The organism is Desulfosediminicola sp., from assembly GCF_048381775.1.
Lineage (GTDB): Bacteria > Desulfobacterota > Desulfobulbia > Desulfobulbales > Desulfocapsaceae > Desulfopila > Desulfopila ganghwensis.
The window spans coordinates 249,465-275,431 of sequence record NZ_JBLXGE010000003.1; the positions used below are offsets into that span (position 1 = coordinate 249,465).

Annotated in this window: 21 protein-coding genes and 1 pseudogene; 11 read left to right on the forward strand and 11 right to left on the reverse strand. The window is 42.0% G+C overall.

Annotated features, from left to right (window positions below; all coding sequences use genetic code 11):
* Positions 1-183: 183 nt before the first annotated feature.
* From ACN5NT_RS06570 to ACN5NT_RS06590, 5 genes are read left to right on the forward strand one after another with little or no spacing between them, the layout of a single operon-like run.
* Complete coding sequence (locus ACN5NT_RS06570) at positions 184-4,944, forward strand: pilus assembly protein (protein WP_419174899.1); 4,761 nt, start codon at positions 184-186, stop codon at positions 4,942-4,944.
* Entirely contained in the window at positions 4,929-5,438 is a 510-nt protein-coding gene (locus ACN5NT_RS06575; RefSeq protein ID WP_419174900.1) for a type II secretion system protein, read from the forward strand. Before ACN5NT_RS06570 ends, ACN5NT_RS06575 begins: the two co-directional genes overlap by 16 nt.
* Positions 5,416-5,808, forward strand: coding sequence for a PulJ/GspJ family protein (locus tag ACN5NT_RS06580; protein WP_419174901.1), 393 nt, complete (start codon positions 5,416-5,418; stop codon positions 5,806-5,808). The genes ACN5NT_RS06575 and ACN5NT_RS06580 overlap by 23 nt, the downstream gene beginning before the upstream one ends.
* Complete coding sequence (locus ACN5NT_RS06585) at positions 5,805-6,749, forward strand: prepilin-type N-terminal cleavage/methylation domain-containing protein (protein WP_136796600.1); 945 nt, start codon at positions 5,805-5,807, stop codon at positions 6,747-6,749. The genes ACN5NT_RS06580 and ACN5NT_RS06585 overlap by 4 nt, the downstream gene beginning before the upstream one ends.
* A gap of 8 nt (positions 6,750-6,757) precedes the next feature.
* The gene (locus ACN5NT_RS06590; protein WP_419174902.1) at positions 6,758-7,201 is read left to right on the forward strand and encodes a hypothetical protein; all 444 of its coding nucleotides are present in this window, start codon (positions 6,758-6,760) and stop codon (positions 7,199-7,201) included.
* Positions 7,202-7,466: 265 nt separating this feature from the next.
* Here ACN5NT_RS06590 and ACN5NT_RS06595 read toward each other — a convergent pair whose 3' ends face one another.
* Positions 7,467-7,646: a DDE-type integrase/transposase/recombinase gene (locus ACN5NT_RS06595; RefSeq protein ID WP_419174903.1), complete on the reverse strand. Its 180-nt coding sequence runs from the start codon at positions 7,644-7,646 to the stop codon at positions 7,467-7,469.
* A gap of 1,472 nt (positions 7,647-9,118) precedes the next feature.
* On the opposite strand from ACN5NT_RS06595, the gene ACN5NT_RS06600 reads away from it, so the two are divergent.
* The 5 genes from ACN5NT_RS06600 (at position 9,119) to ACN5NT_RS06620 (ending at position 12,368) form a co-directional block, all read left to right on the forward strand.
* Positions 9,119-9,346, forward strand: a complete 228-nt coding sequence (locus tag ACN5NT_RS06600; RefSeq protein WP_419175034.1) for a type IV pilin protein — start codon at positions 9,119-9,121, stop codon at positions 9,344-9,346.
* Positions 9,347-9,425: 79 nt separating this feature from the next.
* Positions 9,426-9,794 (forward strand): hypothetical protein, encoded by a 369-nt coding sequence (locus tag ACN5NT_RS06605; protein WP_419174904.1) that lies wholly within the window; start codon positions 9,426-9,428, stop codon positions 9,792-9,794.
* Positions 9,795-10,027: 233 nt separating this feature from the next.
* The gene (locus ACN5NT_RS06610; protein WP_419174905.1) at positions 10,028-10,711 is read left to right on the forward strand and encodes an ABC transporter ATP-binding protein; all 684 of its coding nucleotides are present in this window, start codon (positions 10,028-10,030) and stop codon (positions 10,709-10,711) included.
* The gene (locus tag ACN5NT_RS06615; RefSeq protein ID WP_419174906.1) at positions 10,708-11,520 is read left to right on the forward strand and encodes an ABC transporter permease; all 813 of its coding nucleotides are present in this window, start codon (positions 10,708-10,710) and stop codon (positions 11,518-11,520) included. The genes ACN5NT_RS06610 and ACN5NT_RS06615 overlap by 4 nt, the downstream gene beginning before the upstream one ends.
* Positions 11,517-12,368 (forward strand): hypothetical protein, encoded by an 852-nt coding sequence (locus ACN5NT_RS06620; RefSeq protein WP_419174907.1) that lies wholly within the window; start codon positions 11,517-11,519, stop codon positions 12,366-12,368. The genes ACN5NT_RS06615 and ACN5NT_RS06620 overlap by 4 nt, the downstream gene beginning before the upstream one ends.
* A 12-nt stretch (positions 12,369-12,380) precedes the next feature.
* On the opposite strand, the gene ACN5NT_RS06625 is transcribed toward ACN5NT_RS06620, so the two are convergent.
* From ACN5NT_RS06625 to ACN5NT_RS06645, 5 genes and pseudogenes are all read right to left on the reverse strand, one after another.
* On the reverse strand, positions 12,381-14,582 hold the full coding sequence (locus tag ACN5NT_RS06625) for a DUF6056 family protein (RefSeq protein ID WP_419174908.1): 2,202 nt from the start codon (positions 14,580-14,582) through the stop codon (positions 12,381-12,383).
* Positions 14,583-14,936: 354 nt separating this feature from the next.
* Positions 14,937-16,082: pseudogene (locus tag ACN5NT_RS06630) on the reverse strand (IS3 family transposase).
* 214 nt (positions 16,083-16,296) lie between these two features.
* Entirely contained in the window at positions 16,297-17,238 is a 942-nt protein-coding gene (locus ACN5NT_RS06635) for a glycosyltransferase family 2 protein (RefSeq protein WP_419174909.1), read from the reverse strand.
* Complete coding sequence (gene glf / locus ACN5NT_RS06640; protein ID WP_419174910.1) at positions 17,231-18,334, reverse strand: UDP-galactopyranose mutase; 1,104 nt, start codon at positions 18,332-18,334, stop codon at positions 17,231-17,233. Before glf ends, ACN5NT_RS06635 begins: the two co-directional genes overlap by 8 nt.
* A 113-nt stretch (positions 18,335-18,447) precedes the next feature.
* Positions 18,448-19,404, reverse strand: a complete 957-nt coding sequence (locus tag ACN5NT_RS06645) for an IS30 family transposase (RefSeq protein WP_419174911.1) — start codon at positions 19,402-19,404, stop codon at positions 18,448-18,450.
* A 148-nt stretch (positions 19,405-19,552) separates the two neighbouring features.
* Between ACN5NT_RS06645 and ACN5NT_RS06650 the strand changes: the two genes are divergently transcribed.
* Positions 19,553-19,909 (forward strand): transposase, encoded by a 357-nt coding sequence (locus tag ACN5NT_RS06650; protein WP_419174912.1) that lies wholly within the window; start codon positions 19,553-19,555, stop codon positions 19,907-19,909.
* A gap of 298 nt (positions 19,910-20,207) precedes the next feature.
* Here ACN5NT_RS06650 and ACN5NT_RS06655 read toward each other — a convergent pair whose 3' ends face one another.
* From ACN5NT_RS06655 to ACN5NT_RS06675, 5 genes are all read right to left on the reverse strand, one after another.
* Complete coding sequence (locus ACN5NT_RS06655) at positions 20,208-21,110, reverse strand: glycosyltransferase family 2 protein (RefSeq protein ID WP_419174913.1); 903 nt, start codon at positions 21,108-21,110, stop codon at positions 20,208-20,210.
* 45 nt (positions 21,111-21,155) lie between these two features.
* Entirely contained in the window at positions 21,156-22,409 is a 1,254-nt protein-coding gene (locus tag ACN5NT_RS06660) for a glycosyltransferase (protein ID WP_419174914.1), read from the reverse strand.
* 77 nt (positions 22,410-22,486) lie between these two features.
* Entirely contained in the window at positions 22,487-23,569 is a 1,083-nt protein-coding gene (locus ACN5NT_RS06665; protein ID WP_419174915.1) for a sulfotransferase family protein, read from the reverse strand.
* Between the two features lie 163 nt (positions 23,570-23,732).
* On the reverse strand, positions 23,733-24,656 hold the full coding sequence (locus ACN5NT_RS06670) for an NAD-dependent epimerase/dehydratase family protein (RefSeq protein WP_419174916.1): 924 nt from the start codon (positions 24,654-24,656) through the stop codon (positions 23,733-23,735).
* A 9-nt stretch (positions 24,657-24,665) separates the two neighbouring features.
* Entirely contained in the window at positions 24,666-25,859 is a 1,194-nt protein-coding gene (locus tag ACN5NT_RS06675) for an NAD-dependent epimerase/dehydratase family protein (protein ID WP_419174917.1), read from the reverse strand.
* Between the last annotated feature and the right edge of the window lie 108 nt (positions 25,860-25,967).

Here is a 25,967-nt window from a genome sequence, read left to right on the forward strand (position 1 = left end):
GATATGATCACTATTATTTCTACCCTGACAATAACCAAAAAACTGCATATATTCGTCCTGCTAACCCTGCTTCTCCCTGTCAATGTTTACGCTGCCCAATGCAGTGATTACTTCGCAATTCCTCCTTTTCTTATCTCTTCAGTCAAACCCAATGTCGTATTCATGTTGGATAGTTCTGGCAGCATGAAAGAACCCCAATATCCTGGTGGCTATAGCAAAGACTGCACAGGCAATTGCATTGGCGACGACTTTGACCCTGCTAAAGAATACTTCGGCCTTTTTAGAAATGACCAAACTTACAGCTACGATTCAACAATACCCGTAGACACGACTGAACTAACCGGGGCTACAGCCAACTACGATGTCATTGTCGATACCTCGAGCACAGGTGCCTTTTATCAAGAAAACTGCGCCATCACACAGGGTGTTGAATGCTGGTCCGGCAACTTCCTGAACTGGTTGACCACAAGAAAAATTGACGTCGCACGTAAAGTCCTGACTGGTGGCAAAGTTGAAAACAGGGCAGGTTTTGATTATATGGGAACCATTCCCTCCTCGTTCGACAGTACCACCTTCAAAATCGTCGGACACAATGAACCGTCCGACCATAGTATTTTTAAATATTCAGCCAGCTCTGAGAATTACTCCCCCTACCCGAACTCCACCATTTTTCAAACCATGAGTCCGGCACATGCCGGTGAGATAAAAGCAAGCTACGACCCCTATGCCAAACTCGTTGCTGGCAGCAGGCTGATCCTCAACTCCGCCGGGGAGGTAATCGGTGAATATGGGCTCATCGAGGATCTCCATGACGTGCCTGTCACCGTCAATTTCCAGGCCAATTACCTAAGCCCGCCAGTCATTATAGCCAAAACCCCAAGCGACAACGGCAGCGATCCATCAATCGTGCAAATTATCCTTAACAATCCCGCCCAGCCTGATTCCAGCGAGAACACCTCATCCTTTAAAATACGTATCCAGGAATGGGGTCAGGGGGAACATATCAAAGGGGAGAAGGTAGCCTACCTTGCAATACGTAAGGGAGCACATCTTCTGTCAGGAGATAGGGGCCCCCTCCGACTCGTAGCCGGTTCTCAGCAGATCAACCACATTGACAGCTGGCAGAAGATCGAGACAAGCGGCTTCACCAACCAACCTGTTGTGTTCACCTCCATAGTCACGGCAGAAACAAGCAATCCTGTTACCACACGGGTACAGAACGTTTTGCCCGAAGGATTCGAAACGCTCCTTCAAACCAATGCACTCAACCAGAAGCATAATCAGGCTGAGATGGTTCACTTTCTTGCTATTGAGGATGGCACCTTCCACGCAGGTGATGCCACATTCATGATCAGCTCTATCGGCAATATAAGTGGAACAAATCATAGCCTCTGGCTCGGCAGCCAGAGCCCGGAGCTGTTTATCGCGGATATGCAGACGTCCAACGACAACAGCACCGCAAGCCTGCGCTACCAGCTAAATCCTGACGATTCAATCGATCTACACGTCGAGAATGCAGACGGCTCAATCACTCATAGTTCTGAAACTTCAGGATTTATCGCAATCGATCAATCACATCAGGAGTATAATATTGCAGTCATCGTTGACGAAGAGCCTCAGGGGTTAATCCAGAAACTCGCCGACAACAGTAGTGATGAAGCTAAAATCAGGGCAGGATTGAGCTTCTTTCGCTACCACAAAGACGAAAATATTTATGAAGGGGAATGGGCACACGGCGGCACACTGAATCTGGCAATCCCTAAAAATCCTTTCGTTAAACACACCAATGACACTGGCGGTTTCAGATACATCAACACCCCTGTAACTTCACCGGCTGAGGATCTTGTCGATGCCATCGAGCATTATCCGCTGGTATGGGGAACAACTCCTCTTGCAGAAAACCTCTTTTCCTTGGGGCAGTACTTTGCGCAAGAGCAGAGTCCCTACTACATTGATAAACCCGCCATTGCCAATGACATCATCTACGAGGCAATTGATAGTTGGGACCCATACGCCTATGAACAGGGTGACGGTAGCTACAATATAGTCCGATGCGCAAAATCCTACGTAATAATACTCACCGACGGCCATCCCTCAAAAGATGACTATATCCCACCAATGTTCCTAGACTCTTTCGGCAATACTCAGCCCATAATAGACAGCGACGGGGACAATAACATTGGAGACGGCAGCGATGCAGCTGATGAATCCAACATTTACCAGGATAACCTTGACGATATCGCCTATTTTCTGCGCTGGGACGATTCCTCAGGCCAGAAGGAAAACCGCGACCTACGGTTTGATGCCGACCTTGATGGAGATCAGTATATCACCACGTATTCTGTAACTTTCGGCAGCAACACGCCTCCCCAGATTCTGCAGGACGCTGCCGCTAACGGCGGCGGCCAGTCATACTCCGCAAGTAGCGGCGATGAGCTCGCCAATGTTCTGACCAAAGCCGTCAGCGATATCCTGGCACGCACTTCAGCCGGTACCGCAGTCTCGGTGCTGAGCGAGCGTGCCGCATCCGGGGCTTTGATATCACAGGCGCTATTCTTTCCGGAAAAACAGTTTGCAGACAACTCCAGTCTGCACAATGTCCAATGGCTCAGTAATCTTAGCGGCTACTGGCATTACCGTTCTGATAGTGTTTCCAGCATACGTGAAAATACAACTGATACTATTCATCTCGACCCCATAACCAATGACACGTATTTCGCGCTGGATATCATCGATGACATGGCAATCGAGTTCGTACTTTCTAATGACGGAACACTTGTAATAGAGCGTTACAACCCAATTTCCACCATGGGCAACGACTATGGAGACAAAGACCCGAACTCAGCTCCCGGCAACACCCCGGGTCCATACGATGTGCTTACTGCGGTAGATCAGGTTCAACGCATTTTCGACACCGGTGAAATCCTCAGCCTTGAAACCATCGAACCTGACTTGAGCGATATTCTGGGTGGAGGACGACTGATATTCGGTGTTGACCGAAATGGTACACAGACCGAATTTCTTCAGAGCAACAGAGCTGACTTTGCGGAAATGTTCAAACTCGGTACTGAAAGCACCCCGTCATGCCTTGGCGATCCGTTAGCACCTGAGACAGTTGACAACCTTATATCATACATACGAGGTGCCAGTGACAATTTCACCGTAAATGGTGCTGCCACGCAATGCCGTTCCAGACGTTTTCGAGGTGACTCATCACTTACGGCAACCAGTGACGAAATATGGAAGCTCGGGGACATCATTAATTCCACTCCGAGAATCGTCGATTACCCGGATTACTCGGTGCTCTACACAGGTGCCAATGATGGAATGCTCCATGCCTTTAAAATTGGAAAACTGCGTAAAGATATGGTCCAGGCTAATCAGGCCATTGCCCTCTGTAATAACAACGATGATGGCTTCGGATGTCTGAATGACGAAATTGGTGAAGAATTATGGAGCTTCATTCCCCAGAATGTCATGCCCTATCTTCAGTTTCTTGCAGACCCTGATTACGAACATATTTATACCGTTGATCAATCTCCATATGTGATCACCACTGCCGATAAGAAAATACTCATCGGCGGGATGCGATTCGGCGGTGCTGTCGGCTGCACTGATGGCACAGGCTGGTGCGGAGACACCACCGGTACCATAGGTAACGACAACGATAGTAATCCGTATCAGGCTATTCCGCCCGAAGCTACCATAATTGAAATGCAGGATCCTAATGGTCAGTTCATCACAGTTCCAGCTGGCGGAACAAATATCTATTCTCCTGCTTTACCTGGCAATCTTGGCCTTTCTTCATATTTCGCCATCGATATCACGGATGCCAATGATCCGAAGTTCCTCTGGGAGTTCACAGACCCGAAACTTGGATACAGCTACTCCGGCCCAGCTTATATAAAAAGAGGTTCCAAACACTACGTACTTTTTCTCTCCGGTCCCCTCAATTCCAATGGCCGCGCCACTGACGGTCAGGAACTTTCTGTTTTTATTCTTCAATTAAAAGATGACTTCAGCTTTGATCAACTCCATACCATAACCGCTACGGATAACCCAAACTTTCAACACCTGAACAAAGCTTTCGGCGGACGCCTGTTCACTAACGGAGTGGATTATAACGGTGACGACAATACCGACGCGGTCTTTTTCGGTGTAAACTGGATCACGTCCGGAGATTGGAAAGGAAACGTCTTCCTAGTCGCACCTGATGATGGCGACCCTTCTCAGTGGGATATCCAGCAGGTACTCAACCAGGCAATCGCCCCCATCACCGCCGCCATCGGCTACGGCTACTGTAACAAGAAAAACTATATATACTTCGGAACCGGCCGCTGGTTCTACAGGGACGACATGGCTGGTGGTCAAAACGATACCAACAGCCTTCTGGGCGTACAGATAGACAATTGCCTTCAGGATTATATAGACGGTGTCAATAATCCCAACTGCTTATTCAACAATTCACATAGCACCCAAAGCGGCTCAGATGTCTGCGGTGATAGACTCTCCGGTGCGCTGACCTGGAATTACAATGAACTTGATACTGCAGATGGCATCTACAACAGGGAGCGTACCATTACCGACCCTACTATTATTGATGATTTCGTCATATTCACCACAATGAAACCCTACGCCAACTCCTGCTATTTCGGCGGTGTCACACGCCTTTATGGCTTCAACTGTGAAACGGGGCACGACATGTGGCACGATTGCACCTCCACACCAGTGAGTCCGCCAGCTGCATCAGCCCTGCTGCAGCCAAGTGGCGGCAACATTATAAATATTGAACTCACTGAAGAAAATTTCATCGATGGTGACGATGACCCGGATACCCTCAAGGTTAGAACAGACACCCACGAAGGAACACCTCCGGAAGATGCTACCGAAACAAACAAGGATTCTGGGTATAAAGGAGAACTATTGCTATGGATAGAACGTTAAAAAAAAAGGTAGCGATACGTGGCAATAAGGGTTTCACCCTGATCGAATTACTGACCGTCATTGCTATGATCGGCATAATTGCCGTCATCGCCATACACAAGTTCAACCGTATATCCGAAGCCGCCTCAATCTCTGAGGATATGCATAAAATCTCAGTCTATTTCAAGGAAAAACGGTTGAAAGCTTTTACCGAAAAGACTGAACTACAGATCAGTATCAACAGCGCCGGTGATGAACTGAAATCAGAGCTCATTGACTCAGCCGGAAATGTCACAGCCCTGGATGGAAAACTATTCCTCGGCAACCCGATCCGACCAGCCAACGAAGTGTACAAAATAAATACCAGAGGGCTGGTTTACGATGCCGAAAATATTTATCTCGCCACCAGCACCACAATCACTCTTGAAACATGTCTGGCCATAAACGATACCCGCATCGTTATCGGCAAGGCCGGAAAAGATGGAGGTGGAAATGATATCTGCAACCCGCTCTGAAAACGGCTTCACCTTACTCGAATCAGTAATAGCCTTATTTTTACTTACCATAATGATGCTCTGGACCATGCAATGCATGATCACCGCATATTCCGTTTCGAGCAGAAACCAACTGCGGGACGAAGCGGTTCGGATCGTCAACGAGCGATTGGCCGATGCCCGTAACATCCCATTCAGTAATACTGCGCTGCAGGAAACAGAAGTAACCCTCAACAGGCAAATACGTAACTACAGCCACGCCTACGCTGTGAAGGAAGTATACCAGACCATTGTCAATGGTACCGCAAGCTCCTTGACAGTAAAAGCCACCTGGACCCATAAAGGCACACAGTACAGTCATAGCGCAACTACCATTATAGGCGATATATGAAAATCAACCACAGGGCTTTCACCATTGTCGAGCTGCTCATTTCCATGCTGGTTATGAGCTTAGTGATGGCAATCACCTATCCACCCTTTATCAAACTGCTTACGTCAACGAAAGTCGAAGCTTCCACGGCCGAAAGCCATATGGACAAAATTACCTCGCTGGAGTTGATGCGACTCGACCTTGAACACGCCTTTTTCGGGATAGGCACAAATGAAACCAATACTCCCCTTATCTGGGACAATACCAATAAAGTACTCACCATTCATTCAACCCTGAACAATTCAAACTCCGAGACTCTAGGCTGGCTTATTTTCGATTGCGATGCAAACACGACTCAACTGAGCAGTGTGGTTGTCGAAGATCAGCGCTCAAGTTCCAACACCTGCATGATGATTCTTGACGATGAGAGAAAATATGAAAAACTGACCCGGCTGTCAGCATCCTGTTCCGGAGCAGGTGATCCCGGATGTTGCCCTGGGAAGGGGATATACATGGGAATGCAGGTCAAAAACAGTACCGATTTAACATGCAGTTCTCTCAGGTCTACTGCTATCAGTTATAAAATGAGTACTTCTTCAACACCAGACTATTGCGCAAATCACACCAGCAGCATGCTTCGTGCAGTCAACAGCGGCAGCGGCGACCCGCTCTTAAACTGTGTGGCCGATTTCACTGTACGATTCGATCTGGATACTAACGGTAATGGCCAGATTGATCAGGCTTTCACGGATACTGCTCCGACCAGCACATCGGATATTCTCGATCGTGTGAAAAATATCCATGTATACATGCTGGCCCAGATCGGTAAAAAAGATAAAAACCTCCATTCCCAAAATGATTATTCCGACGGACTGGTAACCCTTTCGGCCGGAAGCATTACAGATTACGAGCAGTATAGATGGAAGCTTATCCGTATCAGCGGCAAACCAATGAACTGGTAGGAGACACTATGCATTGTATAAAAGATGATCGCGGATTTGCGCTGATCTCAATATTACTGATCGGATTTATCTCCATGGTGCTTATTTCAACACTGTTCTACACTTTAGTTGGTCATACTAAAATGTCAGGCAAAGACAAACGTTACTTGGCAGAGTTGGAGGTCGCAAAAGGCGCCAGTCATTATATCATGGCGGAAATGAGAAACGATAACCTCACCTGCAACAACTCCGATTGCAGCTCTGGTAATAATCAAATCGATATCGATAATAACGTCTGTACTGCCTTGGCAAAGCAAAATTGTGACGGCATAACCGCTACTCTTCTCTCCCGCACTGAGTTCCGTGAAGACCCAAACGCGGATCTAGAATTTGTATACTCTGCAAGGGTTACCTCGACCTCAGCCCCCAACCCGGAAAAGGCGGAAGTGGAATTTGTCTACCGGGTCTGGTAAGCGGTCGGATGACGTGGTCAAGTAAAAATAGACACTTAGCTCAGGCTACCTTTTACAACCCCATCATTTTTTTTTAAAATCATTTTGCCAAAGATAGCCAAGATACGAATGCCGCCTCCTGCTGTCATAAAACATCTCAAGGAATCGACGATATCTATTTTGGCTGTTTATCTGGTCGCGTAGGGGGAACCAAATCCTCTTTCTTTCTTCAAACTCCTGAGGAAACTTTCAGCAACACTGTTGACGCTCCCAGCAATTGCCTTTATTATTCATGCTGTTTGTCATCTGGTTCTCTTTGACACTGACTGCCACGATCTGAATAAAAAATAAGGTCTGGTGATAGCCTGCGACGCCAGATCGCCATTCGCAATGCATTAATAACAAGGTCTTTTATCATGCGACTTTTCAGTGACCAGCCCACAAGCTTCTGGGAATATAAGTCCATTTAAACGGTGAGATACAGTCAGCGCTCTGTAGTCCAAATGTATGCGGTATCAGAGCGATAAGCAGTGTCAGCTTGTGATACAACAAAATTGCGATCAAACACATTTGGTGCAACAGGAAGCTTATATGCGCTGTCTGTTGTAGCTTGGAATTTCTTTTTCTGCTTTGTCGCCACATTTACTAATTACATCAGGCTAGCAGCTTTGACACGAACACATGATATTCGCCGTGCCCCATATTCTCCCCTGACTTCTTTATGTATCTTTTTTTATCTTGGGAATCTGACACTCACGTTTTTTTGCTCGCTCGGTCTCATCTCTGGAAATCCAAGAGTACAACCCACTACGACTTACGTTCATTACTTGGCATAAGCAGGGAAATTGAAAATAGCTTCTTCTCGGTATCAATAAACTGATACCTCACCCCTGTTGTTTTAACTACTTGAACTCAGAGCTGCCTTTTTTTATATGTCCCGTTCCATCTTGAACTGCTTGTTATCTCTATTTTTAGGCGTTTTAATTCAGCTTCCCTGGCAGCCATGCTCCCAAGTAGGGTTGATTCATCTTCAGACTGCTCCGATTCCTTCTTCCAACGACCAGGCAGATTTGCATTTACTTCAAGATTTCATGCGGCTTCAGCTATGAAATAGCCCTGATCTGTGACAAATATCACAGTTGCTTCGTGGAATTCGTTTGTGCGGTTACGGGGTTTTCAGTTGGTTATGAGTTACCTCCTCAAGAAGTGTTATTTCACTCTTAAGAAAGTGTCCATCGAAATCCTACTACATCATTTCTCACTCACATTGACACAGGATGAAAATATAGCAGTTCACATGGGTAAAGAATATCTATAACGAGAAATCAATTCTGTTGTGTTCATTGCTCGTCAACAATGCTCTTTTTTATTGTTATGTTTTTTTGATTGTGTTTTGTTAACGAAAAAATAATTCATAGAATGAATTTAAAACATTTTAGATTATAACCCACGACCGAACACTCCTTTTTGTGGTTAGGCCCTACCCGGGATATTCGATTGAGCGATTCAAACCTCCAAGCACATTTGCAATCAATTATGATCCTGTACTATGTACAATTATTATGCAAAACCCCTTATTTCAATGGGCCATAACCATTTCACTGTTAGCACTGCCAATGAAATACAATACGCTCGCTATAAATTTCATGACAATAGGTCATGACCTAATATACCTAACGATAAACGACAATGATCTGTGACAAATAACAACACAACATACAACAATAATGACATTTTTTGTCACTTAAAGTATTCTTTGTCACTTGAAAAGACTTTTAATATGATGTAGATACACGATTATCAGTACACTTACATAATTCTAGATCATTTAATTTTAACAGGCACACTACCTGCATATCAGAGCTTATTGAAGTGCGTTTAATACGCATATCCCTAATCTCATAACAACCCAAAATAAGGAGAGAGGTAAACGTTATGATGAGACTTATCGGAAGCCAGTTAAAGAGAGCAAAAGGCGAGAAAGGATTCACCCTGATCGAGCTCATGATCGTTGTTGCCATTATCGGTATTCTGGCGGCAATTGCTATTCCTCAGTTCGCACAGTATCGGGTGCGCGCCCAAAATAAAGCTGCCCAGAGTGATGTGAGAAACCTCGGTACTGAGTTGCACGCTTTTTATTCCGATTTCCAGGAATACCCTAACTAATAAACCCAAGCGTAAGGCGGCATCTAACCGTTAGGACTGAGCTCTCTTATTCACAGTGATTTTTTCAGGAGAAAAAAAAATGAAAAAAACCATTCTAGCCTTAACCGGCTTAGCTATTTTCAGCTTCATGATCGCTTCCAGTGCCAATGCATCTTCCGTATCTGGCTCTGATGGTGCAGCAGTAACAATTACCGCCACCAGTGTTACAGGTGCAACCAGCCTTGTGTTTCAACCATCTGCCAAGGTGAATATGAATGGCGCCACAGCTGCTACAGCTTTTGGCATCAACGCTTGGCATACTGGTTCCGCAGGCAAGGAAAAAGGCCAGAGATACGCAATGGCATCCGATAGCAGCCAAATCTTCTGGCAGGATATTTCATCCACAGGTACTCCAGGCGCCGTAGCCGGGACCAATGCATCAGCCTACAGTAACTGGAACACCATGTAAGTTGTAATTCTTATTTTTTTTTGTTAGCAATAGGCTCTTCCTGTACTTTTACATGAAGAGCCTATTGCTTTTCTGCATTGCATAGAACACATGAGATTGCTTATGCGCAAACCATAACCCAAAACAGTTCCAATTTTTTTAAGCTTATGTCGCCTACACTATCTTGCCAGAATATTTGCAAATCTTACCCAACTGGGATTCTCGGTCGCAAGAGTAAACACGCACTAAAAGGAGTGAGTTTTGACGTTAGTGAGAACGAGGTTTTCGGCATCATCGGTTTAAATGGTGCAGGCAAATCATCTATCATTAAAATACTAATGGGGCTCACTCAGGCCGATGAAGGTATCGCGCTGTTGAACGGTCAAGCTTCCAAAAACACAACTGGAAAACGTTCTCTGGGTTACCTCCCAGAGAATCCCTGCCTTTACCCTAATCTCACCCTTAAAGAGCACTTAAACTTCGCCTGCCAGGTTGGTGAAATCAAAGCCTCCGAGAGAGGCGAGAGGATTAAACGAGCAATCAGTCAAGTAGACCTTCACAATGTTGAAAACACCCCTATAAGGCAATTTTCGAAAGGTATGACGCAGCGTGCAGCCCTTGCTTATGCCCTTATTCATACCCCTTCGATACTTATCCTTGATGAGCCAATGTCTGGATTGGACCCCCTTGGTAGACAACTCATCATAAAAATAATCGAGGAGTGTAAAAATAGAGGTACAACCATCTTATTTTGCTCTCACATACTCACTGATGTCGAAAGGATCTGTGATCGAATAGGAATTATGCACCAAGGCAAACTTATGTCAACCACTACCCCCCTACAACTAAGCGAGTTTAAGACAGACAACTCAACGGGTATTGCCAGAACTCCACTTGAAATGTATTTCCTTAAAACAATTGGTAGAGGGGAATTGTGATTAAAATATGGTCTATAGCTATTATAACCTTTAAAGAAGGTCTTCGCCAAAGATTGCTCTATGGCGTAATTGTTGCCTCCCTGCTTCTCATATTTGTATCGGTCTTCATAAGCGGTCTATTCATGAGAGACATCCTGAAGGTTCTTCTAGATTTGTGCCTGTCAGCGATTAGCGTAGGCGGCCTGCTTGTCCCGTTTTTTCTGGCTATAAACCTGCTTGCAGGTGATATAGATAAGCGCACCATCTACACTCTGCTTTCCCGCAACATATCTCGCCCACAGTACATTCTGGGTAAATACCTTGGGCTGGCCATGATCACCGCAACTGTTATGGCAACACTACTTGTGGCTACACTTATTGCACAACACATTGCGACATTTATTTATCCAGATTATTTCTTTACCAAATATACGATCAGACCGGTGCTCATCTCTACTGCGATGTCCTACCTCGGCATCATGGTCTTTACTAGCACCGTTATACTTTGGTGCACTATTACAACCAGCTCATTTTTAGCAACGCTTTTAACATTGAGTACCTATCTCATAGGGCACACAGCAGAGGATATGGTACGCTTTATGATCATGAGAAATACGGCAGAGTCATTCACCCCTGCTATTGAGTATACTGTAAAAGCAGCACTATATATCTTTCCGAACCTAGCATCTTTTGACTTGAAACTGCTATCCGCACACAGCCTGGCTCTACCTTTTGATGAGATCAGCCTCCTCGTTCTCTATGCATCAGCGTATATTTCTATCATGCTTATTCTGGCTATCAGATTTTTTCAACGTCGCGATCTACCATGAATTTTATACGCTGTATTGCCTTAATTGCCCCATTTGCTGTTCTGAGCATTTTTAGTAGCAATCTGCTTTATGACATCCACACTGAAGACAGATATGTTGGCATCAGTCGCTTCTCCCAATTACCACCCACCATCACCAAAGCATCTGTATTAGAATTCCATGGCATTTCTGCAGATTACATGATGCTTAATCTGCTAACATTTCTTGGTGAGAAAATACTCAATCAGGAAAGCGTTGACGACAATGAGTGGCCCGGTATCTATAGTGGTCTACAACAGATTACTCATTTAGATGAACGATTTTTAGACCCATATGTTTTAGCCGCGATGACCCTACCTTGGGAGGCAGGGATGATAGAGGAAACCAATTCACTCTTGAAAAAAGCCTCCGACCTCGACCTAGATGATTATAGGCCGGACTTTTTTCTATGGTATAATTATTTCCATTTCCTTAAAGATCCTAAAACAGCAGGTATATACCTCAAGAAGGCCGCCGGTAAACCTAACGCCCCATCTTATTTCTCCCAGCTCGCCGCGCGAATGGATCTGTACAGCGGTGACTTGCAAGCAGGAATCATCTATCTCCAGGAGGCCTTAAAAGACGCACAAGACCCGTCCATTCGTAGATACCTTGAAACGCGAATAGACGCTATGCAAAGAATCGCCTTCTTGGAGACAAAGATTCAGCAATTTCGTAAAATTCACAACCGCCAACCTCTTAACCTTAACGATCTAATACGAACTGGCATAATTAAATCGATTCCCACAGATCCATTTGGAGGAGATTTCTATATTATGGAAAATGGGAGAGTGTATTCAACTTCTAAACTTGTATTCGTACGCGACTAGAAGTCTTGTCACTTAATCGACTACTTTTCTACTTAGCTCCTCATTAATGCGTAAAAAATTGGCTCGATACATTTCGTTTTGAGGGTTTATGCGCATTGCGTTTTCAAAAGCCTCTACAGCTTCGGCTTTACGACTTTGCTCCATTAAAAGTATTCCAAAATTGTTATATGTATCCGCGATATACTTAGAGGCCCCGAGCACTTTCAAGTATTGTTGTTCTGCTTCTTCCATTTTTCCCTCCCGAAAAAGCGAGTTACCATAATCATAGTACAGAGGTAGTTGCAATTTTTTGCGTTTAGATGCTTGCTCGAAATGCCATAGAGCCTTATTCATATTATTCTCGTGCTTATATAACAACGCAAGATTTGCATGAACTACCATTGATTCTGAATCTATTTCAAGGGCTTTGAGATAATATTTTTTTGCCTCAATGAGATTCCCTGATCTAGTATTAGCCTCTCCCAGATCTAGCAGAAGCTGCTTGTCTTCCGCATTTATGGACTCTGCCTTTTTCAATTCAGCTAATGCATCTTCTACGTTGTTCATTCTAAGAAGACTATTCCCATAGTACTTAAGTGCCTGGAATTGATTACCATCAATAGCAAGAACCTGAACAAATTCATCAGCGGCATCATCAAACAGACCTTCTTCGATGAGCAAGATCCCTAACTCAATCCTTGCAACTACAAAATTCCTTTTTAGGCGGATTGCTTCTCTATAGTAAAATTCAGCTTTCTCTGTATCACCCTTCTTTTTCCAAGCCCTTGCGAATCCACGAAATGTATTGGCTTCTTTGTCATTTAGATTAATGGCAATTTCATATTTGGATATTGCTTCATCTAACCTACCTGCTTCGGAGTAATAGTATCCAACATTTGCATGAACTCTCCATTTTTCAGGGCTTTTTGTTGCAGCATCTTCCCATAGCGACACATTGCTTTGCCAAATCTTATTTCTCTCATATGTCCAAACCCCAGAAATTATTAACAAGAAGATTATAATTAAAATAGTCTTACTTTTAGCAACGAACCGTGATATCACGCCAACCAAAGCAATAGAACAGATCATTGATGGCAAATATGTTCTGTGCTCGAAGACTAGTTCAAGGCAGATTACAGTAGACTCTATAACAAGGTTACCCAAAAACCAAATTATGGCGAATGAGAGTAATCTCTCTTTGCGGGCAGTGAAGACGGTTAGACACAATAATGCCAATATACCGACAAGACCCATCAATGTAGAAGCAGGCTCAAACAAAGAGGTTGAAATACTGACATGGTGATCAAGGTTTAATCTATCAGGGTGAGGATAGATAAGAAGCGACAAGTATATGAAAACCACCCTAAACTGAGTAATCAAGCGCTCTACTGAGGTAAAATCTCTTCCAGGACAATCATTAAAGAAAAGTTTAAGAGGATTACCACCAGCATAAAATATAATTATTGTTCCAAAACAAATCACTGCGACCAAAAGCGGGACCGATTTTTTCTTGATCCACTCTAACTTGCCATCCTGGAAAAAGTACCATTCATATAAGAAAATAAATACCGGTAGCATTACAGCATTCTCTTTAGAACCGACGGCAAGTGCTCCACTAACCAGCGATCCCAAAAAGCAAACGATAGCATTTCGTTTTTTGTCTTCAGTCGAACTCAATTGCTTCTTACGACCTGAAGCATATAGCAAAATAGAAAGAATGAAAAACATTGCTGCCATGCTGTTCATTCTTTGGACAATATAGGTCACAGACTGCGTGCCAAGTGGATGGGCCAGCCAAAGCAGAGCCCCGAATAAGGCTATAATCTGCGGGTTCCGGTATAAAGAGTTATTAGCAGGTAACCTTAGTGTAAGGTATCCAAACAAGTATAGGAAATAGCCTCCAAGACAATGTATTCCTATATTCACAAGGTGATAACCTTGTACACGATATTCACCGAAAAAATAGTTGAGAGCAAAACTTAAGTTAGAAATAGGTCGCCCTTTAAGCAATCCTTCTGTTAGCGCTTTCTTAACATCAGGCAGATCAAAAGAATTTAACTGGAGTGCTGGAACTGCAATATTATCGATATCATCGAATTGGAATGGAACACTTAATGAGTTAGAATAAATACCAAAACTGATCGAAAATATAATGAAGAACACAGTACTGTTTGACAGAGTGAAAGCTTTACAGCCGCCATAAGTTTTCATTTTATCATGCTTTTCAAAAACCATTTTAAAAGACAAATCCTGATCATTATTAATTAAAAAAGACTTAATAAACCTGTCGTCATCGGCTAAGCACTTAACAGAAGAAAATGTTTCACGTGGTCTACAAAACGTACTAAAATGGCTTCTAATACAGTTTAAACACCTCAGAGTAAACTACTCTAACTGGACGACAATTATAAGATATTAACATCCTTTATCTTTCTGAACTCTTCCTCTCTTCTCTACACTTACTCAGCCACCCAGATTCACAAATCCCCTACAACTAGGGTTATTGAGCCGAACATTGATTAACCATGAAGTGGTCCCGGTTCGTTGGACAGGATGGTGGCATGATTAAGGTGGAATCTCTGTTGTAGGTCATGCCGCCATTGGAAGATGAGTTGTGACACTGCGACCATCATAATACACTTCCATTGGACGTTTCCCATCAAAAAACGAATGTGGTCTCTGGTAGTTATAAAAACGAAAATAATCTTTTAGGCCCTCCCTCAACTCTGAACCCGTTTCAAATCCTTGCAAATATACGCACTCCCATTTCACAGAGCGCCAGAGTCGTTCTATGAAAACGTTATCCATCCAACGCCCTTTGCCGTCCATAGAGATGCTGACACCAGCTGTTTTAGAGCATTGGTAAAATCAAAACTGGTAAATTGAACGCCCTGGTCAGTGTTGAAGATTTCGGGCACTCCATAAAGGTTGATGGCATCCTCCAGGGCAGCAACACAAAAGTCACAATCCATGGTGTTTGAAAGCCGCCAGGCCAGTACATCCCGACTATGCCAATCCATAATAGCCACGAGATAAAGATGACCTCGCGGCATTGGAATATACGTGATGTCAGCACACCACACTTGATTCGGCCTATCAATATCCATACCTCGCAACAGGCATGGATATTTCTTGTGAGATGGGTGAGCCGTGCTGGTTCGTGGTTTTTGATATAGAGCAACAAGACCCATTTGGCGCATAAGCTGTTCAACCTGCGTCGTCCAACGGAGTAACCGAGATTACGCAGGTGGCGTCTCATTTGCCGTGTCCCGTAAAAAGGTGTTTCAAGGAACTGGGAATCTATTTCTCGGATCAATTCCAGATTTGCTGCATTTTCCCCTTTGGGCTTGTAGTAGAATGTAGACCGTTTGAGACCGAGCAATTCACATTGCCGACAGATGCTCAGGTGACCTTGCTCCTTTACGTCCAACAACCGCCTTCGTTCAGTGGTCAGCGACGAGCGAAGGCTCGTTGTAAAAAATCATTTTCAACCGCGAGTTGGCCGATCTTGGCATGAAGATCTTTGATCTCTGAGTCATGGTCAACCTGCTTCTCCTTTTTCTTGCGTGAGAACGAGTCGACTATCCCTTCCTGAGCCTGTTTTTTCCACTTGGTGATCATGTTTGCATAAACACGGTAATTCATGGGCAGTTCGGCTAGTGTAGATTCCCCGGTCAATGCTTCAAGGGCGACTTTGGCTTTAAATTCTGCAGAAAATTTCCTTCTTTTGGTCACGAATGAAGTCCTCTCTATTATTTTGACTCCACCTTAACGACCTGTCCAGTTTTCCGCACCCACTTCTCTGTGTAAGAGTGTGCCATGGCTCGGATCTCCTTGTTGTTGTTACGTTTTTCGCACATTCATTATAACACAAGAAGCTATCCGAGCCTTTTTTTATCCGTAATTACGTCATTATTTATGAGACAGCAGTGAGCGCACCCACTTCTAATCATCCGTATCTTTTCTTTCCTGGTAACCACCGACATCCTTTACGATCAAAAATGCCATCAAAAATGCCGAGCATGAAAGCTTTACTTTGCAACAACCGATCCTCCCCCTTTACAAAAGTTGCCAACCACCGTACGAAGGTACCAGGGATGGTTTCCAGCCAAAGTCGATTACCGTAGTGTTTTTTCGCTATAAGGATTCGATTTCTTACATCGTAATACCTCTTCCAGGGCGGAAGACTGAGAGAATAGATCTTTCTTCCTAAGATGTTTATACAAGTCCTTACCGGCAAAGGATGCCCTATTATTGATTCTTTAACCAGAAATAGTTCGCGCTCTTGCTGTCTCGCTCTGGCACAATATTCAGCGTCATCTCCGCTAATAAAAAAACTTCGATCAGGAAGCCCAATTTCGCGCACTAGGGATGTGTGGATGAAAAACCCAAGAAAAGGAATGTTTTTGACCGATATTATGGATGGTAACTGATTGTGAAGTAGGATAGTATTGCTATTTTTATCTCTATTTTGAATTTCGGTAGGCCAACAGAGAGTTTGGTGTGGCGGAATTTCATCCACAGCGACGGAACCGTATATTGCTAACGTATCTTCGGCTTGCTGAACAAGATGTTCAAGGGCAAATTGGTCTGCAACAGCATCATCATCAAGAAGCCACAACCAACCTGGTTGCTCATAACTTAGTATTTTGACACCTTCATGGAAACCTCCTGCACCTCCAATATTTTGAGGGAGCCTGACATAACGAATAATATCTAGGTCGATGAAACCTTGATGAATGAGCGCTTTATAGGTTCCATCCGTAGAGCAATTATCAACAATGAGTATGCAATGAAGTGGAATGGATTGGTGAAGCAGGGCTTCCAGACATCGAACAAGAAGATCCTTTCGATTGTAGGTGACAACTATAGCAGTAATTGGCTCAGACACTATATTCTCTCTTGAGCTTTTTTACCAGACCAAGGGCTGCGGCCACTGCCTGATCCATATTGTAATAACGATATTGAGCGAGCCTGCCAATAAAACTGACCCTCTTCTCTTTATTGGCTAGCCGTTCATACTTTTTATAGAGAATATTGTTTTCTGGACGAGGGATCGGATAGTATGGATCGCCATTAGCTTGAGGATACTCACGGCAGATGGAGGTCCCACTACAAATTTGTCCAGTAAGATGTTTGAACTCAGTTATACGTGTATAATCATGTTCATTCGGATAGTTGATAACACCGACCGGTTGATATTGATCTAGCCCAGAAAAGTGATCATGCTCAAAACGTAAAGATCGATATGGGAGTTTGCCATAACAGTAATCGTAAAAGCGATCAATAGGACCGGTATATATGATATGTTTCGCTCGAATCTTTTCTTTTATATTGAAAAAATCAACACCAGGTTCAAATCGGATGTTTTTATGATCTAATAGGTTTTCAAAAAGTCTTGAATATCCTTCAAGAGGCATGACCTGGTATTTGTCGGTGAAATAACGGTCTTCACTATTAGCTCTTACCGGAATACGTGATGTAACTGAAGCACATAGCTGGGATGGATCCAAACCCCACTGTTTTATTGTATAGTTTTTAAAAAACTTGTTGTAGAGGTCACGCCCCACAGTGCCCACAATGACATCTTCACTATTTTTGAATTCTTTCTTTTCCTCACGCACCGTGGCAAAATATTCTTCCACCCCATCTTCGTCCAGATCAAGTTTGTAAAGTTTATTTACTGTAATCCTGTTAATGGGAATTGGATACAATACATTCTGTATAGAAGTTCTTACCCTATGTTCATACGGTCTCCACTTAGTAAAGTTTGAGAGATAATCATATACTTCTCTTACTTTTGTGTGGAAAATATGTGGACCGTATGGATGTATTAGTACGCCATTTGTGTCATACTCGTCATATGCATTTCCTGCGGCATGGGACAATCGATCTACGATAATAACTTTGTATCCAGCGAATGCCAGGCACTCAGCTACAACGCTTCCTGAAAAGCCTGCACCAGCAATAAGAAAATCGGGCCTCATAAACATGCTTTTTAAATTTATTTAGGAGTATTTTTCAGATAGATCATCGTTATCTATCCTGTCATGAATTAACAATGAAAGCTAGATTCAAGTAATCAGTGCAACACTCTTACCTATAAAAAAGCTTCCAGAGGAGTTAGTCCCCCAAGTACCTTTCTCAGCGTTAGGTTTAACAATAAATTCCTATCCTCTATTTCCTGCTCTGACAGAACCGAAATATCAAACCCTTTAGGCCAGAAACGTCGAATCCTGCCATTTGTATTTTCGTTGGTGCCTCGCTGCCAACTGGCATGTGGTTTCGCAAAATAGATATCAGCATTTGTTGCCGCTGCAACCTCGGCATGAGCAGCGAATTCCGAACCGTTGTCTAAAGTAACTGTCCTCACCAAGGGGACTTTATTCAGCAAGCCTGTCATCGCAGAAGCGACTTGCTCCTTGGTTTTTCTGGCAATACGTTTAACAAGGGTAAACCTACTCATCCTGTCAACGAGCGTTACCAGATACCCATTGAGGGCATGTACCGTGTCACCTTCCCAGTCGCCAACACGGTTGCACTCATCCACTATTGTCGGCCTTTCAGATATATCCCTACGATTCGGGATCAACGAGGCTCCTGCCAGGTTTATTCTCTTTCCTCCTTTCCAACGTCTCTTGCCGAACCTCGGCAGCCGCCTGAACAAAGTACCACCACGAGCCTTATCCTCTTTGATCCTCGTATATAATGTGCTGTGACATAAGGCCTGTTCAGGAGGCAGTTCTATTTGCATTCTGTAGCTAATCGTTTCAGGTGACCATCCCAACGACAAGGATTCACTGATGATGTGGTTTGTCTCAGTAGATCTCTTGTGCTTTTTCTGAGCTTCAGTTCTTCTTGCTTTACTCAGATTTTGTGCAATGTCAGGATCATATCCGGTGGAGCCGGAATTTCGTTTAAGCTCCCTGCTGATTGTGCTGAAGCTGACTCCAACTACTTCAGCAATGGCTCTAATGCTCACCCTGGCTTTACGTAACCCTGAAATCCGGTATCTTTGTTCCTGAGTGAGTTGTCGATAGGGTTTATATTGTTTCATACAGTGCAGGCCTTGGTTAAGTGTAGGAGCTGACACCATACCGTAACACACGCACTTTTCCATCTTCAGTCTGTCGCACTTATTGTACTAATCCAGCTCTCGTATAATACCGCCCTACTCATGAAGCATAAAATTCAACAGGTCATGAATGAGTGCGGCAATTCACAACCGCTCTCAGCTACCCCTGCACAACTTGATGATGCCTATTGGGGTGCAAAAAAACGCGATGGCCGCAGAGGGCGTGGAGCCCACGGGTAAAATCCCTCTTGTTGCTGCTGTTTCCAATAATGAGCACGGTCACCCCATACATATGCACTTTAGCCAGGTTGCCTCATTTTCTAAAGAAGCAATTATTGACTGGGCATCCAAGCACCTTTGTAATGATTGCAATACTGTTACAGATGGCCTGATTGGCTTTGAAGGCCTTGAGTATTCAGGATTTCCTCACAAAATAGTCATCACAGGTGGTGGCCCTGAAAGCGTTCAAATTGCCGATTTCAATTGAGTAAATACTATTATCAGTAACGTAAAGTTCATTACATGGAACATTCCACTTTATCAGTAAAAAGCATCTTGGACGCTACCTCGCCAAGTTTTGTTATCGTTTCAATCCAAGGTTTGACCTGAGACAGTTGATACCCAGATTTACTTACGTTGCTTTAAGAACTCTACCTATGCCACAAAAGCTCTTGAAAGTGGCTGAGCATTGTTGGTAATCAGATTGAATTTTGTTTAAAACGTTTAACATGGTGGCCTGATGGTGTTGGAAAAAGGGTAGTTACTACAATACCTTAAAATGGTAGTCACTTCCTCAAGATTAAGTTAATCCATCTTTGGTTTATGTATAATAGTTCACAGAATAAGATTATAGCACTACGTATAAAATGCGATTTTATATTATATAAAATACTTTGAGAATAAAGTCTGCTTTTTCGACCGTTTTTTGCGAGTAGGGTAAACCTGTGTTTTCTGGTTTGGTATGCTTTCATAATGTCAAGACTTTCCTCATCAAGAAATGGAAATAGAGTCTTGAAAAGCAATTTGCGCTCTTCTTGTAATTTAATTATGTCTGTATTGGATATTCCATTAACTCGGAAATATAGCAAGGCAGTGTCAACATGTTCAAAACTTATATTTTTTTTATATAACCTTATTACAAATTCGTAATCAGCGAGAATTCTATACCTTTCATTATAGATCCCGTAGTTTTCATAAATTTTCCTAGGTACAAGCATGGTCTCATGCCTTAGCGGCATCCCTCTAGTATAAATTCCGTCGTTAAGCCAGGGTTTTATTTCATAAGTAGCCTTACCGGTCTCTCCTATCGCTAATGCATTTGCATGGATTATTGAACAAGAAGTGGTTTTGCTCGCGGCGGCAATTAGTAGCGAAACGGTCTCTTTATGATACCAATCATCGGAGTTAAGCAATAATACATACTCACCCTTGGAAAGTTTTATACCTTTATTCATAGCATTGTAGATGCCTGTATCTTGCTCAGAAATAAATTGGTCGACATGCTCCATATTGTTATTTATTATCTCTACAGTGCCGTCATTTGATTCACCATCAATTATTATGTATTCGATATTAGGATAGGTTTGCTCTGCAACTGATTTAATGCATTGCTCTATGGTATTTGCTCTGTTATAAACAACAGTAATAATTGAAACAAGTGGAAGTTTATATTTTTTTTTGTTCATCATGGATCACGAAATATTATTAACCTAAACTAATACCTTGTTAACAAATCAGGGCGCTTTTGATATTTCATTATAAAGTTGAATGTAATCCGTGCAGCGTTTTTTTGGGGAATGTATTCTCAAAGCGTCAGATCGTACTTGCTTTGACATATTAACTTGATCTTGGTTGAGAGTCCATAAGATTCCTTTTGCAAGATCCTCTGAGGAAAATGGCTCAGCCAAGTACCCAGTCCTTTTGTGTGTAATCATGTCAGGCATACCACCTATATTAAAACCAACGCATGGAATACCGCATGCCATAGCTTCCTTTACAACATTTGGCAGATTGTCAGCTAGCGTAGGTAATACTAAAATATCTGCAGAATTGTATCCGGCACAAATGGAAACATTATCTCTGAGTCTTCCGAGAAAGTTAACCGGATAACCGGCAATTGAGTGTTTTTTTGGTCCGTAGGACCCCATAACTAAAAGCTCAATATCATGTTTATTTTCTTTTGATTGGATAAGCTTAAGGGCATCAATCAGATAGGAAAAACCTTTTCTTTTGTCATGGGTGGAGTTGATTCCACTAAATAGTATGAGCTTTTTGTTTAGCGGAAGACTGAATAGGTTCCTTGCCTCTTTACGTTTTATACTTTTAAAATGGTTAAAATTAATAGGGTTAGCAATGTTTTTGATTCTATAATTGTTGAACAACACACTTTCCTTAGCACACTTGGCAAGCCATTTACTTGGAGTCACAATGGTCAATGTTTTGTTACTCCAGCATCGCTTTTTGTGCAACATAACATATTTCTCTAGATCCAATCCATGCTGATTAGGATTTGCCGGAATTTTGTTATTATGATAGGTATATCTATTGATTTGATCTGGCAATACATAATGTGAAACTCCAGAGAAGGCCCACATGTCTGGTAGTTTCCATACGACAGGGGCATGTATTTTGGATATCTCAGCGATGCTTATTGTGTTGTTATTTATCCAGTGAAGTTGAACGATATCCGGTTTAAGCTTGTTGATCTGTTTGTGTGTTCCTGTGGGGAAAATATTTAGGGAGCGAAAACCAACATCTGGAGACTTGTCTAGCTTTAGAATCCATTTAGTCAAGTATGAATATAAATAGATAAGCAACCTATTGAAAATAGGCAGCCTAATCACTCTTGGGTCATTGGTATTTTTTCGATACACAAGGAGGTAGCTATTAATATTATTGTCTACCATGGTTCTGTGAAGCCTAAAAGCACCGATAGCACCACCTTCAAACGAATCTGAAAAACAAACATGAAGAATTTTTAATGACATGATAATGTTATAGAGTTGTGAGTGGGAAGATCAGGATAAATGTTGAAAGTATAACTCATTACATAAATACAACTTGGTTAAAATAATTTATTAATTATTCTTTTTATTAATAAATTAAGAAGTTCTTTCAAAGAAATATTATTCTTACTGTTGTGGTGATATTTGTACATTTTCAATTCATTCCTTTGAGTATCTAATTGTTTTTCTAGAAGTTCTACATTCTTCTGTAATCTCAAATTGTCATATAGGCTGTTTTTTGTGTGATCCAGTAGATTCCTAAGGGAATAGGTATCATCATATATAGCTTCAATACAACTAGTCGGCATGTTTTGAGTTAAGGCAAATTGAGCAAGCCTGTAATCATACCCAGCTGCGGCAAATTCTTTTTCTCCAATTAATTGAAGGTAATCCCAGAGCACTCTCCACTGTTGATAACTTAGTGAACTTGATTCCCATCCATTAGGACTTTCTTGGTTGATCCGGCCCGATAATATTTTGTCACTTTTATCGCCAAAAAGAAAGGTTGAAGAATTGTTGTAACTGAGCATATTATTATCATAATCAACCGCAATAAAAGAAGATAACCTTTTAAACTCTTTCTTCGGATTTAATAATAGGTCTTCGTATTTAATGGAAAGTAATTGATTGGATTTTGGGGCTTTATTTAAAAGAAATAGTCCATCAAGTAGATCGTGCCTAAAGTCTGAAAGTCTAAACCATGATTCTTGTGTCCAAGTGGTATATATTGAGTGCAAAATGGATAATGGATTTCTTCTTAGTAAAATTATCTTCGATTTAGGAAAAATCTCTAAAAGTTCATTAATTATAAAATAATATCTAGGGGTTTTGTCTAAGAATATTCTCTTATCATTATTGATTAAATTCTGACCATAAATTTCCAGACATAATTGTTTAATTTTTTGAACATATAGCTTTCTACCCTTTGGGATAGAATTGAGAAATTCTCTCACTGCAATATACTCACTTTTTTTATCATATTCAGAGAATATACCCTTGTCCTTCAGTGTATAGGCAAGGCTCAACATAAACCAAGGTTCAGACAATGTTAATATCTCAGGATGTGAACCAAGTATTTTCTGAACAAATGTTGAACCACTTCTGGGTTGAGATATTAGAAATATTAAATTCTGTTCTTGCATTTTTTGGGTAGCGCTAGTCTAAGTTAGAATATAAATTATTAAGAACATTTCCTTTTAGTTTTTCCTTAAAATGAGAATGATGATCCTAATTTTATGTTTGATATATTTAGGAAATATTGGCTGTATTGTTGACGGAGGCTATTCGCTGCAAAACATATAATACTCAGGTGCTTAATTCATTATCCAAGAACCATTTGTAGGTATTTTCTAGCCCTTTCTGCAGATCAATTTGTGGTGTGAATCTTAATATCCGATTAGCTTTCGAATAGCTTGCGTAATTTCTTTCTACTTCTCCTGCTCTTGCATTAAGAAACTTTATATTATATTCCTTTCTATTGGCTATTCCATTGATAGTTTTCGCTAATTTAACTATTGTTGTTTCCTTACCAGAACCAAGATGAAAGATGTCATTTTGATAAAAATTATTTTCTATTGCAGCCTGTATGCCGTCACAGAGGTCACTGACATGAAGATAATCACGAGAAGATGAACCATCGCCATATACAATTAATGGTTTATTCGAATGAGCACGTTTTATATATTCAGTAACCACACCTTTTTTATGACCGCTGTATGGCCCGTAAATGTTTGCAAATCTGAGACATACGCTTGTTAGACCATACGAAGCCGCATAGGCATTACAATATGCCTCACCGCATAACTTACTAACACCGTATGGTGAGATTGGTTTAGGCAATGATGTTTCATTAACTGGTGGAGAAGTTGATCCCATTAGAGCTCCTCCCGTGGATGCGAATATGAATTTTTTAACTTTTGCATTTCTAGAGGCCTCCAGAGCCGACAATGTTCCAGCAGCATTAATCTCAAAGTTAGTTACAGGGTCACTTACAGATTCAACGACTGATCCGAAAGCAGCAAGGTGAACGACAACCTCTACGCCTAATGCAACTTTTCCTAACTTTTCTGTGTTCCTGATATCGCCCTCTATTAGACTTACTCCTTTTGGAATGTAGTTAGAATTGCCCCTGCACAGATTATCATAAACAATTACCTCATGTTTATTTATAAGTTTTCGTATAAGGTTTGCTCCGATAAATCCAGCTCCTCCTGTAATTAATACCTTCATAATGTTTTCTCAGTTTTGAAGTTTCGAGTTCTTTTGACATTCTTTATTCCAATAAGAAACACATGGAATTTTATCAATATTACAGCGTGAAGAATATCTTTTAGCTATATCCACTATTTCTTCAAGAAGGCCATCGGCCAAAGTTACTGGTTTCAGTCCATGACTTAGAAATTGATCATTTTTAACGTATAAATTATTCTCGTCATCTTCATTACGTGGGTTTGGAATGTATTGTATTTTTGCATTACTTAACGAAGCCACCACATTTGCTAGATCCCTAATTCTATGGGTCTCAGTCATTTGATTATAGATTTTTACCCGCTCTCCCAGCATCGGTGGATTCTCTAGTGCGATCTTTATGCACCTTACTGTATCTTGAATATTTATAAATGCCCTTGTCTGGCCACCTGTACCATGGATAGTGAGAGGGTAACCAATGGCGGCTTGCATTAAAAAACGATTTAGTACAGTGCCATAATCTCCGTCATAATCAAAACGGTTGATCAATGACTCATGAATTCGTGTCTCCTCTGTTTGCGTGCCCCAAACTATTCCTTGATGTAAATCTGTTATTCTTATTTGATCATTTTTATTGTAGTATCCAAAAATTAATTGATCTTGGGTCTTGGTTAGATGATAGACACTTCCTGGGTTGGCCGGGTAAAGAATTTCTTGTTCATAAAGATTGCCGTTTTCGGCTTCCAGCTTAACATTTAAGTAGCCTTCAGGTATTTTCATACCTACGGTTCCATAACCATACACTCCCATTGTGCCAAGATGAACGACGTGAATATCTAAGTTTGCTTCAACAATAGCTGCTAGAAGGTTATGGGTAGCGTTAATATTGTTTGAAATGGTATAGCGTTTATGCCAACTACTCTTCATGGAATAAGGAGCAGCTCTTTGTTCGGCAAAGTGGATTACTGCATCTGGCTTATATTGGATGATGGCAGTTAGCAACCTGTGGTAATGCCTGGATACATCAATATTTAAAAATCTTAATTCCCTGCCAGTTAGTTTGTGCCAGGTCTCAATACGCTCTCCCATGGGTCGGATCGGGGTCAAGCTTGAAGCCTCCAGCTCATTGTCGATGTTTCTGCGCGATAAGTTGTCGATTATTAGTATCTCATGACCTGCAGCGCTGAGATGTAGACTGGTAGGCCAACCGCAAAATCCATCGCCTCCTAATATGATAACTTTCATCTTTCATCCTCAATAAATAAATTAGCTTGTGACTTACCATTCGTTTTATTGTTAAAGAGTACATTGATTGTCTGGCATAGGCCTAAGGCAACATGACGCAGTTTGAGA